The 16,110-nt window shown below is 72.6% G+C and carries 9 protein-coding genes; 7 read left to right on the top strand and 2 right to left on the bottom strand.

The features are described from left to right. The first annotated feature begins 24 nt into the window (after positions 1-24). Together EXE45_RS00135 and EXE45_RS00130 are read left to right on the top strand one after the other, a co-directional pair. The gene (locus EXE45_RS00135; protein ID WP_137693199.1) at positions 25-2,061 is read left to right on the top strand and encodes a class I adenylate-forming enzyme family protein; all 2,037 of its coding nucleotides are present in this window, start codon (positions 25-27) and stop codon (positions 2,059-2,061) included. 61 nt (positions 2,062-2,122) lie between these two features. Continuing rightward, positions 2,123-3,271 carry an acyl-CoA dehydrogenase family protein gene (locus tag EXE45_RS00130; RefSeq protein WP_092923124.1) on the top strand — a complete coding sequence of 383 codons (1,149 nt, stop codon included), beginning with the start codon at positions 2,123-2,125 and terminating at the stop codon, positions 3,269-3,271. An 18-nt stretch (positions 3,272-3,289) separates the two neighbouring features. On the opposite strand, the gene EXE45_RS00125 is transcribed toward EXE45_RS00130, so the two are convergent. Continuing rightward, the gene (locus tag EXE45_RS00125; protein WP_137693198.1) at positions 3,290-3,964 is read right to left on the bottom strand and encodes an MBL fold metallo-hydrolase; all 675 of its coding nucleotides are present in this window, start codon (positions 3,962-3,964) and stop codon (positions 3,290-3,292) included. Between the two features lie 136 nt (positions 3,965-4,100). Between EXE45_RS00125 and EXE45_RS00120 the strand changes: the two genes are divergently transcribed. Further along, on the top strand, positions 4,101-5,987 hold the full coding sequence (locus EXE45_RS00120) for a DNA mismatch repair protein (protein ID WP_137693197.1): 1,887 nt from the start codon (positions 4,101-4,103) through the stop codon (positions 5,985-5,987). Then, complete coding sequence (locus tag EXE45_RS00115; RefSeq protein WP_092923133.1) at positions 5,980-6,432, top strand: hypothetical protein; 453 nt, start codon at positions 5,980-5,982, stop codon at positions 6,430-6,432. The genes EXE45_RS00120 and EXE45_RS00115 overlap by 8 nt, the downstream gene beginning before the upstream one ends. A 28-nt stretch (positions 6,433-6,460) precedes the next feature. On the opposite strand, the gene EXE45_RS00110 is transcribed toward EXE45_RS00115, so the two are convergent. Then, the gene (locus EXE45_RS00110; protein ID WP_199233577.1) at positions 6,461-11,197 is read right to left on the bottom strand and encodes a glycoside hydrolase family 15 protein; all 4,737 of its coding nucleotides are present in this window, start codon (positions 11,195-11,197) and stop codon (positions 6,461-6,463) included. A 151-nt stretch (positions 11,198-11,348) separates the two neighbouring features. Here EXE45_RS00110 and malA point away from each other — a divergent pair, with 151 nt between their 5' ends. From malA to EXE45_RS00095, 3 genes are all read left to right on the top strand, one after another. Further along, the gene (gene malA, locus EXE45_RS00105) at positions 11,349-13,478 is read left to right on the top strand and encodes an alpha-amylase MalA (RefSeq protein ID WP_137693196.1); all 2,130 of its coding nucleotides are present in this window, start codon (positions 11,349-11,351) and stop codon (positions 13,476-13,478) included. A gap of 97 nt (positions 13,479-13,575) precedes the next feature. Then, entirely contained in the window at positions 13,576-15,066 is a 1,491-nt protein-coding gene (gene malQ / locus EXE45_RS00100; RefSeq protein ID WP_137693195.1) for a 4-alpha-glucanotransferase, read from the top strand. Between the two features lie 3 nt (positions 15,067-15,069). Continuing rightward, complete coding sequence (locus tag EXE45_RS00095) at positions 15,070-16,098, top strand: sodium:calcium antiporter (RefSeq protein WP_092923142.1); 1,029 nt, start codon at positions 15,070-15,072, stop codon at positions 16,096-16,098. The last annotated feature ends 12 nt before the right edge of the window (positions 16,099-16,110 follow it).

The raw sequence follows: 16,110 nt of genomic DNA, 5'->3' as shown, positions 1-16,110 counted from the left end.
TCCCGGCGAACGCGGGTGACACCGATGCGCGACTGGCTCTCTCACCGCGTGGTCTCGTCGCCGGACGACACGGCCCTCGTCCGCGCCGAGGACGGCGAGGCGTGGAGCTACACCGACCTCGACCGGCTCGTCGACGAGACGGCCGGGCGACTGGTCGCGCACGGGCTGGGCGAGGGCGACCGGATCGGGGTGCTCACCCCCCCGTACGTCGGTACCGTCGGCCTCGTCCACGCGACTATGCGGATCGGGGCGACGTTCGTCCCGCTCGGCCAGGAGCTGACCGCCCGCGAGATCGCCGCGCGGATCGACCGGACCGACCTCGACGCCGTCGTCTGCGCGGAGCCGACCGAGCCGACGGCGACCGACGCGGCGGCGGAGATCGAGGGCGTCCCCGTCTACTCCGTCGACGACCCGGCGAGCGCCGAGGTCACCGGGATTCACGACGTCGATCCGGCGTCGATCGATCCGCCGGGATGGTCGTTCGCGGACCCGCTCTGCGTGCTGTTCACCTCCGGGACGACCGGCGAGCCGAAGCCCGTGCCCCTGACCGCGGGCAACGTGTACAGCTCCGCGGTCGCCTCGGCGTTCCGCCTGGGCGTCGAGCCCGACGACCGGTGGCTCGTGTCGCTGTCGCTTCACCACATGGGCGGGCTGGCACCGGTGTATCGGTCGGTGCTGTACGGGACCACTCTCGTGTTGCGAGAGGGGTTCGACGCGGGCGGCACCGCAGACGACATCGACGCGTACGACGTGAGCGGGGTCTCGCTCGTCCCGACGATGCTCAAGCGGATGCTCGACCGCCGCGGGACGCTGTCGGACTCGCTGCGCGCGGTCCTGCTCGGGGGCGCGCCCGCGCCGGCCGAGCTGTTGGAGCGGTGTCGCGACTACTCGATTCCGGTGTACCCGACCTACGGGATGACGGAGGCCGCCTCGCAGATCACGACCGCGACGCCGCGACAGACCAGAGACCGGATCGGGACGGTCGGCCGCCCCCTCTTCGGCACCGACGTGACGGTCGTCGACGACGGCGGCGAGCCGGTCGAGCCGGGCGAGACCGGCGAGATCGTCGTCAGCGGACCGACGATCACGCCGGGATACCTCGCGGTCGACGAAGGCGACCCCGCGGCCTCCGACGCGGTCGAGGTGAACGGGATCGATCCGGCGGATCTCGATCGCTCCGAGTTCGGCCCGCACGGACTCCAGACCGGCGACGTCGGTCGATTCGACGAGTCGGGGTTCCTCCACGTGCTCAACCGCGTCGACGACCGGATCATCACCGGCGGCGAGAACGTCGAACCCGGGGAGGTCGCGGACGTGCTCCGCGGACACCCCGAGGTGGACGACGTGGCGGTGATCGGGCTCGACGACGACGTGTGGGGCGAACGCGTCGGGGCGCTCGTCGCGGTCGGCGACCGGTTCCCGTCGGGCGCGGTCGCCTCCACCGACGGTCCGTCCTCGGAGGGAACCGCCCCGGCGGGCGATCGGCTAGGCGACGGCTCGGAGGGCAACGGTTCCGACGGCAGCGATTCGGGTTCCGCCGGTCGCGAAGCGAACGGCGGGGGGGCGGACGACGACGAGATAGCGGATCCGAGCGCCGGAGCCGACCGCATCGGTCCCGCACCGATCGACGAGGGAGCGTTCGTCGCGTTCGCCCGCGAGCGGCTGGCCGGGTTCAAGATCCCGAAGACGGTCGCGTACGTCGACGAGCTCCCGCGGACCGTCTCGGGAACGGTCGACCGGGAGGCGACGCGCGCCGTCCTCCGGGAGCGCGGCGCGGACCCCCGCGAGAGCGCCGACACCGACCTCGAAACCGCGGGGTTCCGGCCGGCCGATCCGGCAGATCCGCCGGAAGATTCGGTAGATCCGCCGGCCGATCCGGCAGATCCGCCGGAAGATCCGGAATCGACGGAGACGACCGGGTCGGGCGACCCGAAGCCCGGGTCCGACGGCGGTGGCTCGGCCGCCGACACCGACGGCGGTGACGACTCGGGTGCCGACGGCGGTGACGGCGAGTCGGACGCGGCCGGCGACGAGGGCGACGCCGAGAACGGGATGACGTAAACGCACACGAAGTTGTTCGTTGTTCCACGAACGTTTTGAGCGCGCGGTCCTCACGGTCGGTATGGAACTGCTCGACGACAGCGTCGTGCCGGCGCGCGCGAGAGACGTCAAACAGGAGGCCCGCGAGTTCGCGGACGAGTACATTGCCCCGAACGCCGAGGCGTATTACGAATCGGGCGAGTACCCCTGGGAGGTGCTCGAAGCGGGGATGGACGCCGGGCTCGTCGCGCAGGACATCGGCGAGGAGTACGGCGGGAAGGGGTTCGACCTCGCGCAGGTGCTCGCCATCGCGGAGGAGTTCTACCGCGCCGACGCCGGCATCGCGCTCACCCTCCAGCTCGCCAGCTTCGGCGCCGAGATGGTCGAGCAGTACGGCACCGAGGAGCAGAAGGAGGAGTACCTCCGGCCGGTGGCCGAGAACGACCAGATCTCCGGGCTCGCGGTCTCCGAACCGCAGACCGGCTCCGACCTCGCGGGCATGACGACGGAGGCCGAGAAGGTCGAGGGCGGCTACGAGCTCACCGGCGAGAAGTACTGGGTCGGCAACGCGGTCGAGGCCGACTGGCTCACGGTCTACGCCAAGACCGGCGAGAGCGACGACCGCTACTCCAACTACACGCTGTTCATCGTCGAGACCGACTCCGACGGCTACGAGGCCGAACACATCCCCGAGAAGATGGGGATGCGCGCGTCCAAGCAGGGCCACATCGTCTTCGAGGACTGCTTCGTCCCGGAGGAGAACGTCGTCGGCAGCGAGGGCGGCGGCTTCTACGTGCTCGCGGACTTCTTCAACCACGGCCGCGTGATCGTCGGCGGCCACGGGCTCGGGCTCGCGGCCGCCGCCATCGAGGAGGCGGAGGCGTTCATCGACGAGCGCGAGGCGTTCGGCCGCACCATCGACGAGTTCCAGGCCGTCCAGCACACGATCTCCGACATGCGCATCGGGTTCGAGTCGGCCCGCGCGCTCAACTGGCGCGCCTGCGAGAAGGTCGCGAACAACGAGGACGCCGGCTACTGGGCGGCCCTCGCCAAGACCAAGTCCACGGAGGTCGCGACCGACTGCGCCGAGCAGGGCATGAAGCTCCACGGCGGCCGCTCGATCCTCACCGACCGCCGGATCGCCCGCGTCTACCGCGACGTGCGCATCCCGGTGATCTACGAGGGCGCCAACGACATCCAGCGCAACCTCATCTACCGGCAGTCGCGCTGAGGGCGACTCCGGGGCGGCTCACAGCGTCGCCGCCAACCGCCGCAGCGCCTCACTGCCGCCGGTCGCCAGCGGCTCGCCGTGGCCGACGCAGGCGACCTCGAACACCGGGGCGCGCTCGGCCAGGTCGCGCACGCTCGCCGCGACCGCGTCGGTGTCGTAGCTGATCACCCAGCCGGAGGGCTTCAGGTCGCCGTCCGACTCGGAGACGAGGTCCCCGAGCAGTCCGACCCCGAGTTCCTCGCTGACGTACGCGACGTGGCCCGGCGTGTGCCCGGGCGTGTGGTACGCGGTGAACGAGCCGAGCGCCTCCCCGTCCCGCACGCTGACCACGTCGAGGTCGGAGAGATCCGTGAGGAGCCCGCCGAGCCGCTGGATCAGTCCCTTGTGATTCCGGAGCGGCGGCGACCGCGCGCCGCGGAGGAGCTGGGCGTCGAACCCGTACGCGTGGATCGACGCGTCGAGGTCGGGCGCCAGCGCCGCCAGCGTCCCGACGTGGTCGAGGTCGTAGTGGGTAAGCAGGACGCGGCCGATGTCGGAGACCGCGACGCCGGCCTCGTCGAGGCCGCGTCGGATCGCCGCCTCGTCCCACGGCGTGCCGGCGTCGACGAGGGTCGGCACGTCGTCGGAAACGAGGTACGCGTTGACCCCGCGACAGTCGAACCGCCAGACGCCCTCCGCGATTTCCGTCGCCATGTCGGTGCGTACGGTCCGGAGCGGAATGAACGCTGTCGTGGCGGAACGCAGGGAGCGCGACCTCCCGGGACCGAGTCGACGCCGTCGACGGTGCGCCCGACGAAAACGCCAAGACGCCGGGGCGACACCACGGGGTATGCGACTGGAGGACTACTGGGGGATCGGCCCCAAGACGAGCGAGCGGCTCACTGCGGCGCTCGGGACCGAGCGGGCGATCGAGGCGATCGAGTCGGCCGACGTCCGCGCGCTCGTCGACGCCGGGCTCCACCGCGGTCGCGCGACGCGCATCCTCCGCCGGGCGAACGGGGAGGCCGGGATGGAGGTTCTCGCGACGGGCGACGCGCGCTCGGTGTACGACGACCTCCTCGGGCTCGCGGCCGACGCCGCGCTGACCGCGCACGCGGCGGACCGGATCCGCGTGTTGACCCCGCTGCTCGACCGCGACGCCGTCGAGTCGCGGTTAGGGCGGGTCGTCGCCGCCCGCGACGCGTGGACCGGCCTCGACGAGGCTGACCGCGAGGCCGTCGAGGACGCGTTCGCCGCGTACGACGAGGCCGACGGCTCCGACCTGGCCGCGGTCGAGACCGCCGTCGCGCTCCGCGAGGCGGGGCTGACTGACGGTCCCTTCGCAGCGGTCGGCGCGCTCGACGGCGACCGACTGCGCGACGCGGCCGACGCGCTCGCGGACGTTCGGGGCTCGATCGACCCCGCCGGCGACCTCGACGGCGACGACATCGAGATCGCGTCGGGCGCCGACGCGGAGCTGGACCGCCTGCGCGAGCGGCTGTCGGCCGCGCGCGACCTCGCGGACTCCGCGTTCGACGTGCTCGAGTCGGTGCGCGACGGGAGCCTCCGCGACTTCGAGGCGCTGGAGGCGGCGACGATCGACCACGTCGCGCGCGAGACGGGGGTCGAGCCGGCGACGGTGCGGGCCGCGGCGCCCGACGAGGCGCTCGACGCGGCCGACTTCGTCTCCGGAACCCTCCGGGAACTCGTCGTCGAACTGGAGGCCGCGGTCGACGAGCGCGAGGCCGCCGTGGCGGCCGACATCCGCGAGCGACTGGGCGACGAGTCCGCGACGGCCGACGCGAGCGAGGCGGAGACCGACGACGCCGAGGGAACCGGGAGCGACGACGCCGAGGAGACGGAAGAGGGCGGCGACACCACCGTCGCCCGCGCCGCGGCGGCGGTGTCGGACGCCGCGTTCCTGCTGTCGCTCGGGCGGTTCGCGGCAGAGAACGGCCACGTCCGGCCGATGCTCGTCGACGACGGCATCGCCGTGCGCGGGGCGCGAAATCCCTTCCTCGCCGGCGACGTCCAGCCGGTGTCGTACGGGGTCGGCTCCCACTCGCTCGCGGACGCGTCGGGCGTCGCGAGCGCGGACGCCCCGCCGACGGGCGACCGCGTGAGCGTCCTCACCGGGGCGAACTCCGGCGGGAAGACGACGCTCTTAGAGACCCTCTGTGCGGTCTCGCTGCTCGCGTCGATGGGGCTGCCCGTGCCCGCCGACGCGGCCGAGGTCGGCGCCTTCGACCGGGTCGTCTTCCACCGCCGGCACGCCTCGTTCAACGCCGGCGTGCTGGAGTCGACGCTGAAGTCGGTCGTCCCGCCGCTGGTCGCGGACGGCCGCACGCTCATGCTCGTCGACGAGTTCGAGGCGATCACGGAGCCGGGGCGCGCCGCCGACCTGCTGAACGGCCTGGTGACGCTGACGGTCGACCGCGGCGCGCTCGGCGTGTACGTCACCCACCTCGCGGACGACCTGAGCCCGCTGCCCGACGCCGCCCGCATCGACGGCATCTTCGCGGAGGGGCTGACGAACGACCTGGACCTCCGGGTCGACTACCAGCCGCGGTTCGAGACCGTCGGGAAGTCCACGCCGGAGTTCATCGTCTCCCGTCTCGTCGCGAACGCGAGCGACCGCGGCGTCCGCGCCGGCTTCGAACACCTCGCGGGTGCCGTGGGCGAGGAGGCGGTCCAGCGAACCCTCTCCGACGCTCAGTGGACGGCGAACGATGACTGAGGAGGCGGGCGGTAGCGACCCCGGGCCGGACCGGATCCGCTCGATCGCGGTCCACCGCGAGGACGTGGCGAACGCCCTCGAAGCCACGCTCCGGAGCGACCGGGATGTCGTCCTCCGCGCGACGCCGCCCTTCTCGGGGCGGATGCGCGCTCGGCTCCACGCGGTCGACACGGACGGCGACGGTGACGCCGAGAACACGGGTGAATCCGACGTTCCGGCGCCGCTTCACGTCGACCCGCGGGACCTGGTCGAGGACGTGCCGCCGTATCCCGAGCCCGACGACACCGCGACCGAATACCCCGACGCCGACCTCGAAGCCCGCCGGGAGCGACACGCGGAAGCCGTCGAGTCGTGGCGCGAGCGCGTCCGCGAGGGCGTCGGCTCGACGGTCGAAATCGAGGTCGACGGCGACGCTCGCGCCGTCGACGTGGTCGCGCTCGGCTGAATCGAGCCGGAAAACCGAACCGCGCGAGCTACAGCCGCAACCGCTCGACTTCGGTGCCGGCGGCCTCGAACTCGTCGTCGGTCGCGGCCGCGACCACGACGGTGCTCACGTCGGTCGCGGCGTCGAGGTCGACCTCGAACGCGCCGTCGCCGTCGGGCGTCGCGATGCGCGACGTTTCCCTGGTGTGGACCGCCACGAGCTCGGCGTCCGTCTCGCCCGCGACGACGACCGCGTCTTCGACGAAATCGGCGGTGGCGGTCAGGTCGGGACCCTCCAGGCGGTCGCGCTCGACGTACCGGTCGCGGACCGCGGTCGGGGTCTCGATCGGCTCGCCCGCGTCGACGCCGTGGGCCAGCCGAATGAACCCGGCCATCGACCACGCGAGCGGGGTCGCCCCCCCGGTACCCTCCCCGAACTCCCAGCCGTACTTCGTCGGGTGTTCGCGGTCCCACACCTGCTCGGGGAGCATGCGCCCGGAGTTGGCGAAGCCGGCCATCGTCTCCAGGAGCGCCTCGGGTTCGAGCGCCTCGTCGTCGGTGCCGCCGAACGCGTCGGGACCGTCGGCGCGGGCGCGCAGTTCGTACTCGCCGCGCTCCCCGGTGAAGATCGGCCAGAGACGCCCGCGGCCGTCGCCGGTGCCGGCCCACGGCGCGCCGGGGTCACCGACCGCGATCTCGCCGTACGCGTCGCCGACGTACCGATACCAGGCGGCGCCGTGCGGCGTGTCCACCCGGATCGAGTCGTCGACGACGGAGACGGAGTTGCGGACGATCGGGTCGTCGGCGGGCTTGATCCCCAGACGGACCAGTTCGAGGAAGCCGCCGTCGACGATCTCCCGCTCGTCGTAGGTCGGCCCGTCGTTGGCGATGGTGCGCGGACGCCCCGCCTCGGGATCGCCGTCGGCCGTGATCCGGAGGTAGTACGGGGTCTCCTGATGGCGGTCGGTCCCGGTCGCGGTCGCGCACCACTCCTCGACGCGCGCCGCCCAGTCGTCCGCGAGCGCCAGCCACGCGAGCGCGTCGGCGCGGAGCGAGTCGGGCGATTCGGCGGCCTCGCTCCCGGACGCCTCACGCCGGTCGGCCTCCGCGAGCGCGAGCGCGGCGCCGGAGACGAGTCCGGCGATTTCGGCCGCGATGCTCGACGGCGAGTAGCCGGCCTCCTCCTCCCAGCGCTCCTGTGCCGTCTCGGGGCCGTTGGCGGCGATGTAATCGAGCGAGCGGCTGACCTGTTCGTAACTGTACTCCGCCTCGCCGAGCGTCAGACCGCGTTCGTACAGCTGCCAGGCCATCACCGAGGGGAACGCGATGTTGTCCATCTGCTCGCCGCCCCAGCGGGTCCGGCCGTCGATGTAGGTGTTCTGTGGGAGGAACCCGTCGTCGTCCTGCTGAGTGTTGTACAGGTACGCCAAGGCGTCGGCGCCGCGGTCGAGTTCGTCGATCTCGATCAGCGCCGTGAACACCTGATAGAGGTCCCGCGACCACACGAAGTTGTAGCCGTAGCCGCGGTCCTCCGCGGCGTACTCGGTCTCGCCCCACGGGACCGAGGGGCTCGCGATCCCCGCGCCGTCGTGGGTCTTGTCCTCGACGGCCGCCAACGTCATCAGCGCGAACCGGTACTGCGCCGCGAGCTCCGGGTCGCCCGCGACCGAGTCGGGGAGGTCGCGGTCAGCGAGCCACGCGCGCCACGTCTCGGCGTACGCGTCCGCGGCGTCGTCGAAACCGCGCGCGAGCGCCCCCTCGGCCTCGCCGAGCGCGGCCGCGGTGTCCGACTCCTCCGCGAACCCGAGCGCGACCGTGTCCGCGATCGCCTCGCCGCTGCCGACGAGCCCGGCGAGGACGACGTTGCCGACCGCCGCGGTCGATTCCTCGCCGGGGTCGCCGTCGCCGAACAGCGCGTCGGCCGCCTCGCCGCCGGCCGCGAGCGCGCTCGCCCAGTCGAACCCGTCGCCGCTCGCCAGCGCGAGCGCGACGTCGAACGGCTCGCCGTCGTCGTCGACGAGCTTGCCCGCGTCGCGGTCGGGGTCGTCCTTCCGCGCGAGCAGGTGCGCCCCGTCGTCGCCGGCGACGCGCTCGGCGCGGTCGTCGGTGCCGACGTTGGCGACCGTCGCGTCGACGAGCGCGTACACGTCGTACTCGCGGCGCCCCTCGAACCGGACGTCCGCGAGGATCGCGGTCCCGTCGGTGTCGACCGCGTACTCGACCGTGAGCGTCCAGCCGTGCCCGTGGCCGTCGCCGGTCTCGCGGATCGTCTGGACGTACGCGAGCGCGTCGTCGGCCGCCGGCTCCGTCGTGCGCTCGACCGTCTCCGTCGCCGTGACGTGGTCCGTCTCGTCGAACGTGCGGACCGCGTACTCGGAGTCGGGGTCCGCGACGAGGAAGTCGAACGTCCGGACGTTCATCACGTCGATCCGCGGGAACCGCGCCTCGGTGAGCGCCCCCTCGGTGAGCGTGAACCACACCGGGACCGGCTCGTCGGCCTCGTAGTCGGCGGGGGTTCCGACGCCGAACTTCCGACCGGTCGTCCAGTGGGGCGCCGCCTCGGGCCCGGTCTCGCGGTCGTGCGGGACCGGGAGCTCCCCGTGGCTCGCGAGCGTCACCGTGGCGTCGATCCGGAGCGCGTGCGACCACGCGATGGGGGTCGCGCTGTCGAGGTCCCCGTCGTCGAACGCCTGCTCCGCGAACAGTCCGGCCTCGTTGGTGAACGGACCGTCGGGCTCGCAGAGCGCGTACAGCTCGCGGGCGTCGGCGAACAGCGGCCCCGACGCGCCGCCGCGCTCCTCGACGACGCCCGCGAGCGTCGCCGCCGCGGTCGCGCCCCACAGCGTCGCGATCGACCACACCTTCGCGGCGCCCTGCTCGGCCGTGCGCCAGTCGTCGCCGGCGAACCTGACGAGCCCCTCCACGGCGGACGTCTCGCGCCGAAGCGCGTCGATGGACTGCCGGACGTGGGTGTTGACGCGGTCGAGGAAGCGGTCGAACTCGCTCGCGGCGACGGACTCGATCGATCCGGCGCCCGCACCGTCGATGGCGGCGGAGTCGCCGGAGCCGTCGGTCGCGGCGGAGTCGCTGCCGCCGGTCGCGGTCTCGTCGTCGAGGAGCGCGGCGTACTCGGCCGCGGCGGTGGCGAGCGCGAAGGTGCTGGCGTCGGCGCGGGCGTCCCGGCTCCCCTCGCTGGCGCGCTGGAGGAACCGTTCCGTCTCGGGGTTCCAACGGGCGTCGAGGCCGGAGAGGGCGGCCTCCGCGGCGTCTGCCGCCTCGGCCCGCAGGTCCTCGTCGACCGGCGCGCGCGCCACGGCGGCGAACGCCCGGAGGTACTCGGCGCCGGTGTGGGTGAACCGCCCGAGCGCGTTCTCCCAGCAGTTCTGACAGCGGCGGGGAAGCCCGTCGTCCTCGGTCGTCTCCGAGAGGAAGTCGACGCCGTCGGCGATCGTCTCGTCGATCCGGTCGCGCCACTCGGTCGGGAGGTCCGCCTCGCGGCGGAGGGTCGCGAGGAAGGCGACGACCGTCGCGGGCTGGTCGAGCTGATCGTTCGGGCCCGGCGTGCCGTTCGCGCCCTCGATCCGGGCGTTCGCCCAGCCGGGCGCGACCTTGCCGGAGTCGGCCCACACGCGGTGGGGCCACGAGCCGTCGGCGTCTTGGGTGCGACAGAAGAAGCTCGCGGTCGCGAGCAGCTCCTCGTCGGCGTCGAGGCCGAGTTCCTCGCTCGCGTCGAGCAGCGCGGTCGACACCGACGCCTCGTCGCGGAACCAGGTGTAGCCGTAGCCGCCGGAAGTGGAGTAGAAGGGGTCGAACTCCGGGGCGGCGATCCGCGCGCCGGACTCGGCCGTGAGCAGGTCGAGCGCGCGGAGGTCGCTCGCGATCACCGACCGCCGGGGAGCGTCTTCGGGAACGTCGGGTCCGCGACCGTCGGCGGCCTCGCGGAGCTCGTCGGCGTCCGGGTAGGCGGTGGCGATGTTCGAGACCGTCTCGATGCGGCGCTGGCGGTCGATGCCGTCCGTGAGCGCGTCCTTCGCGTCGTCGCCGGTGTCGCGGGCGCCGCCGCGGTCGACGACGGCCCGGCCGGCGAGGGTGACGCGCTCGGTCCGTCCCTCGCGCTCGAAGGGCGCGCGGACGACGACGTCCGGGGTGAGCCGCGAGTCCTCGCGGCGGTCGATCTCGCCGCGGTGCGGGAAGCCGTCGTCGGCCTCGCCGAGCAGTTCCGGAATCGTCCGCAGCCGCTGTCCGTGGGCGTTCGAGAGCCCCGTCGAGGCGGTGAGGAAGTCGTGTTCCGTGCGGTGGTACACCTCGACGACGCCGCCGTCGGCGGGACCGGCAGCCTCGTGGACCATGTTGCCGACGCGCCCCTCGACCATGTCGGGCGAGAACGCGTAGGCGGCGACGAGTTCGGCGTCGGCCGGCGGCGAACCGCGGAGCTCGACGTGGGTGAGGTGCGTGTCGCTCACGACGAGGTCGAACTGGTGGATGGTGTAGCGGCCGGCGTCGTACTCGGTCTCGACGAGCGGCGTGTCGCCGTCGTAGTGCTGGCGGGTCGTCTCGAGGTCGTCGAACCAGCGGACGCCGCGCCCGGCGGTGATCCCCATCCGGAGCCGGTCGGCGCCGCCGACTCCCGAGAGGGAGTACGAACAGTCGTGGACGGTCCCGTCCGGCCCGACGTGGACCAGCCGTCCGTCGTCGCCGGTGAACGCGCCGGCGGTCATCGAGTGTTCCGCCGGGTACCGCTCCCCGCGCCGACGTTCGTGTTCGGTAAGGGCGGTGCGCAGTCGCATACCCGCTCTGCGACTGCCGGAGTAAAAGCCTTGACGACCGCGGCTAGGAACCGATCGCGGCGCGAGAGCGGGGGTAGATGGGGGCGATATCGGGCCGGACGCGGCCGAACCAAGAGCAACACCGAAGACCCCGGGCGTTGATGACCGTCACATGCACCATCCCGGACCCCCGCGTTTCCTCGCGACCGGTGAGACGACGGAGCTGGCACCGAGAGACCCGGACCCGGACGCCGCGTACGCGTGGCGCGTCGCGGACGCGCCGCCCGGCAGCGAGTCGACCGTCGGAGACGGGCCCGTGACCGAGTTCACGCCCGACGTACCCGGACGCTACCTGCTCGGGCTGGACGCTCCGGACGGCGATCACCTGCTCACGGTTCGGGCGTTCGCCGCGAGCTACGCGGGCGTCGACGTCGCCGGCGGGAGCGGCACGGCGATCCGCGACCGCGACGTCGACGACGAGCCGATCGACTACGCCGCCCGCGAGCAGCACGAGGGCGTCGGTCGCCCGCGAGTGCGGGTGGACGCGAGCGTCGCGTCCGACGGCGACGCGGCGCCGGCGGGCGAGGGCCCCGACGATTCGGACGCAGGGCGTGCCGGCGAAGCGGTGTTCACCGCGGTGCCGACGCCGAACCCCGACTCGACGCTCGAGGCCGGCGAGCTGGCCGTGCGGTTCGTCGTCGACGACCGCGACATCGAGGCCGCCGTCGCGGCGGGACGCACGAACCCCCGCGACGCGCTCCGCGCGAGCGAGGACGGCCGCGAACTCCGGGTGTCGCTCGACGCGGTTCCGGACCGACTCCGGGTTCACGCCGTCGCGGTCGCGCGCGATCCGGGCGAGGACCCGCGGGTCAGCGTCGCGGACGCGGCCGCGGTGGTGCGGGTCGACGACGGCCCGTCGGCCGTCGACGAGGCCGGCGGCGGCGAGGCCGTGTTGACCCCGGACACCCCGGAATTCGAGACGGTGCGGCTCAACGAGCCCCCGGCGTGGACGAACGAGGCCTCCGTGTACGAGGTGTTCGTCCGCACCTTCGCGGACGCCGAGGAGGGACACGCGTTCGACGCGATCGCGGAGCGGATCCCGCGGATTGCGGACCTCGGCGTCGACACGCTGTGGCTCACGCCGGTCCTCGGCCACGACGGGAAGCCGCACGGCTACAACATCGTCGACTTCTTCGACACCGCGGACGACCTCGGCGATCGCGAGGAGTTCGAGGCGCTCGTCGAGACGGCGCACGACAACGGGATCCGAGTGTTATTCGACTTCGTCGCCAACCACACCGCGCGCGACCACGAGTGGTTCCAAGACGCGTATCAGAACCCCGACTCCCCGTACCGCGACCGCTACGAGTGGCAGGCGTCGGGCGAGCCGGGCACCTACTTCGACTGGGAGCTGATCGCGAACCTGAACCACGCCAACCTCGAGGTCCGGCGGTTCCTGCTCGACGTGATCGACGAGTGGGCGCCGCTGGTCGACGGGTTCCGCTGCGACATGGCGTGGGCCGTGCCCGACTCGTTCTGGCGCGAGCTTCGCGACCGCGTGAAGGACATCGATTCGGAGTTCCTTCTGATGGACGAGACGATCCCGTACATCCCCGGGTTCCACGAGGGGATGTTCGACGTCCACTTCGACGCGACGCTGTACTTCCAGCTCCGGCAGGTGGGGCGGGGCGCGGAGCCCGCCAGCACCGTCCTCGACGCGGTCGACCAGCGCGCCGAGATCGGGTTCCCGGACCACGCGGAGTTCCTCCAGTACATCGAGAACCACGACGAGACCCGCTACCGCGTCGAGTGCGGCGACGCCGCCGCGGCCGCCGCGGGCGCGGCGATCATGACGTTACCGGGCGTCCCGATGGTGTACGCCGGCCAGGAGATCGGCCAGCGGGGCCGTCGGGACGCGATCGCGTGGGACCACGCGCGCGAAGACATCCGCGACCGCTACGAGCGCCTGTTCGAAACGCGCCGCGACCACCCGGCGCTCGGCCCCGCGGGCGACCTCTCGCGCGTTGACTACCACGTCGCCAGCGGCGACCTCTCGGAGCGGCCCGTCGTCGCCAGCGGCGACGTTCACCCGGACGACGTGGTCGCGTTCCGTCGGAGCGACGGCGAGGAGGACCTCGTGGTCGTCCTCAACTTCGCGCCCGACGACGCGAGCGTCGCGGTCGAGGTCGACCACGGCGAGCGCGACCTGGTCACGGGCGAGGCGTGCCTCGTCGAGGACGCCGAGGGGACCGAGCGGATCCGCGTCGACGAGGTGGCGGTGGTGCCGGTGGCCGGGGAGTAAGGGGCCGTCTCGCCCCGGTCGTTCGTCCCGGGAGTCGCACTCGGCCGCGATCCGCCCGGACGTAACGCTTGAGTCGGTGGGGATCGCAGGGGGGCGTATGCGATTCGACCGCTCCGACGGCGTCTTCTGTCACGTCACCTCGCTGCCGGGGGCGTACGGGATCGGCGACCTCGGCGAGGGCGCGCGCGAGTTCCTCTCGTTCCTCGGTGACGCCGGCGTCGACCACTGGCAGATCTGCCCGATCGGACCGACGATCTCCGCCGCCGGGGAGTCGCCGTACCAGTCGCCGTCGGCGTTCGCCGGCAACCCGCTCTTCGTCGACCCCGACGGCCTCGTCGACGACGGCTGGCTCGACGCGGCCGACCTCGAGCCGGTGCCCGATTTCCCGACCGACCGGGTCGACTACGACGCGGTCCGCGAGTACAAGCTCCCGCTGTTGCGGACCGCGTTCGAGCGGTTCGAGGAGCGAGCGAGCGAGGACGACCGCGCGGCCCTGGACGCGTTCCGCGAGCGCGAGCCGTGGCTGGCCGACTACGCGCTGTTCCGGGCGCTCTCCGACGCGCGGCCGGAGGACGTCTGGACCGACTGGCCGGAGGCGCTGCGGACGCGAGACCCCGACGCGCTGGCCGACGCTCGCGAGGAACACGCGAGGGAGGTCCGCTTCCGCGAGTTCGTCCAGTGGACGTTCGACCGCCAGTGGCGCGACCTGCGCGCGGTCGCGGCCGATGAGGGGGTGTCGATCGTCGGCGACGTGCCCATTTACGTCGCGCTCGACTCCGCGGACGTGTGGGCGAGCCCGGAGGCGTTCCGGCTCGACGACGGGAATCGCCCGACCGCGGTCGCGGGCGTCCCACCGAACGCGGGCGACACCGGCCAGCGCTGGGGGAACCCGCTGTACGACTGGGAGCGGCTCGCCGAGACCGGGTACGACTGGTGGCTCGACCGGTTCCGCCGCCTGTTCGAGCTCGCGGACGTGGCGCGGCTCGACCACTTCCTCGGGTTCGTGAAGTACTGGGCGATCCCCGCCGACAGCGACGACCCCGCGGACGGCGAGTGGCGCGAGGGGCCGGGGCGCGACCTGTTCGAGGCGGTCGAACGCGAGCTGGGCGAGGCCCCCTTCATCGCCGAGGACCTCGGCTTCGAGGAGCCGGCGATGGACGAACTGATGGCCGAGTTCGGCTTCCCCGGCATGCGCGTCCCGCAGTACGCCGACTGGTGCGCGGCGGGGAACGAGTACCAGCCGATGCACTACGGCGAGGGCGTCGTCGGCTACACCTCGACGCACGACACGGACACGTGGGTCGGCTACTTCGAGGACCTGCCGGCCGAACAGCGCGACTGCTTCCGGTACAACGTCGGCGCGGAGCCCGACGATCCGCCGGAGTGGGCGATCATCGACGAGGTCTGGGCCTCGGACGCGATCCTGGCGGTGACGACGCTCCAGGACCTCCTCGGGCTCGGCGGCGAGGCGCGGTTCAACGAGCCGGGCACGCTGGCTGGCAACTGGGAGTGGCGAGTCACCCGCGACGCGCTCGACGACGCGATCGCGGAGCAACTGTGGGAGCTGGCGGGCAAGCACGTGCGGTGAACCGTGACGGGAGTCCTCCCCGACGCGCCGATCGTCCACGTGGTGACGATCGTCGCGGCGACCGGTTTCATCTGGCTCGGTAGCGGGTGGTTAGAGGAGGCCGCCGAGACCCTCTCCGGCTACTACGGGCTTCCGGCGGTGGTCCAGGGGTCCATCGTCGTCGCGGTCGGATCGAGCTTCCCGGAGCTCGTGAGCGTGATCGTCACCGCCCTCACCGGCGTCTTCGACATGGGCGTGGGCGCGCTCGTCGGCTCGGCCATCTTCAACATCCTCGTGATCCCGGCAGCGGCCGGGATCGGCGGCGAGGGCGAACTGGAGGCCAACCGGACGATCGTGTACAAGGAGGCGCAGTTCTACATGATCGCCGTCTCGGTGCTGGTCGTGACGTTCGCGCTCGCGGCCATCTACTTCCCCGTCTCGTCGGACCCGATCGTCGGGACGATACCGCGCTCGCTCGCGGTCATCCCGCTCGCGCTGTACGCGCTCTACCTCTTCATTCAGTACCAGGACGTCGACGACGCCGAGATGGATCGCGTTCGCGACGGGGTCGACGTCGGGCGGGAGTGGGCGAAGCTGCTCGCCGGGCTCGCGGTCATCGTCGTCACGGTCGAGCGACTCGTGGCGTCGGTCGAGTCGCTCGGCGCCACGTTCGGGGTCCCCGAGTTCCTCGCCGGCGTCACGATCGTCGCGGCCGCGACGAGCCTCCCGGACACGCTGGTGAGCGTCCGGACCGCGCGCGAGAACCGCGGCGCGACGAGCCTCGGGAACGTCCTCGGGTCGAACACCTTCGACCTGCTCGTGGCGATCCCGCTCGGCGTGCTGATCGTCGGCGAGGTCGACGTCAACTTCTCGACGGCGGTGCCGATGCTCGGCGTCTTGACCGTCGCGACCGTGCTCCTCTTCGTGACGCTCCGGACGAGCCTCGCGCTCGAGAAACGCGAGTCGTACGCGCTGCTCGTCGCCTACGGGCTGTTCGTCGCGTGGGTCGTCGCCGAGAGCGTCGGGGCGACGAGCGTACTCAAGGGCGTGTGAGCCCGCGGCGCC

Origin of the sequence: Halorubrum sp. SP9 (assembly GCF_005435015.1) — an archaeon.
Taxonomy (GTDB): Archaea; Halobacteriota; Halobacteria; order Halobacteriales; family Haloferacaceae; genus Halorubrum; species Halorubrum sodomense.
This window is presented reverse-complemented; position numbering and strand designations above follow the sequence as displayed.

What these genes read in the sequence shown, in the direction of transcription:
- EXE45_RS00135 (WP_137693199.1), top strand. Translation starts at nt 25, where the DNA reads ATGCGCGACTGGCTCTCTCACCGCGTGGTCTCGTCGCCGGACGACACG.
- EXE45_RS00130 (WP_092923124.1), top strand. Translation starts at nt 2,123, where the DNA reads ATGGAACTGCTCGACGACAGCGTCGTGCCGGCGCGCGCGAGAGACGTC.
- EXE45_RS00125 (WP_137693198.1), bottom strand. Translation starts at nt 3,964, where the DNA reads ATGGCGACGGAAATCGCGGAGGGCGTCTGGCGGTTCGACTGTCGCGGG.
- EXE45_RS00120 (WP_137693197.1), top strand. Translation starts at nt 4,101, where the DNA reads ATGCGACTGGAGGACTACTGGGGGATCGGCCCCAAGACGAGCGAGCGG.
- EXE45_RS00115 (WP_092923133.1), top strand. Translation starts at nt 5,980, where the DNA reads ATGACTGAGGAGGCGGGCGGTAGCGACCCCGGGCCGGACCGGATCCGC.
- EXE45_RS00110 (WP_199233577.1), bottom strand. Translation starts at nt 11,197, where the DNA reads ATGCGACTGCGCACCGCCCTTACCGAACACGAACGTCGGCGCGGGGAG.
- malA (WP_137693196.1), top strand. Translation starts at nt 11,349, where the DNA reads ATGCACCATCCCGGACCCCCGCGTTTCCTCGCGACCGGTGAGACGACG.
- malQ (WP_137693195.1), top strand. Translation starts at nt 13,576, where the DNA reads ATGCGATTCGACCGCTCCGACGGCGTCTTCTGTCACGTCACCTCGCTG.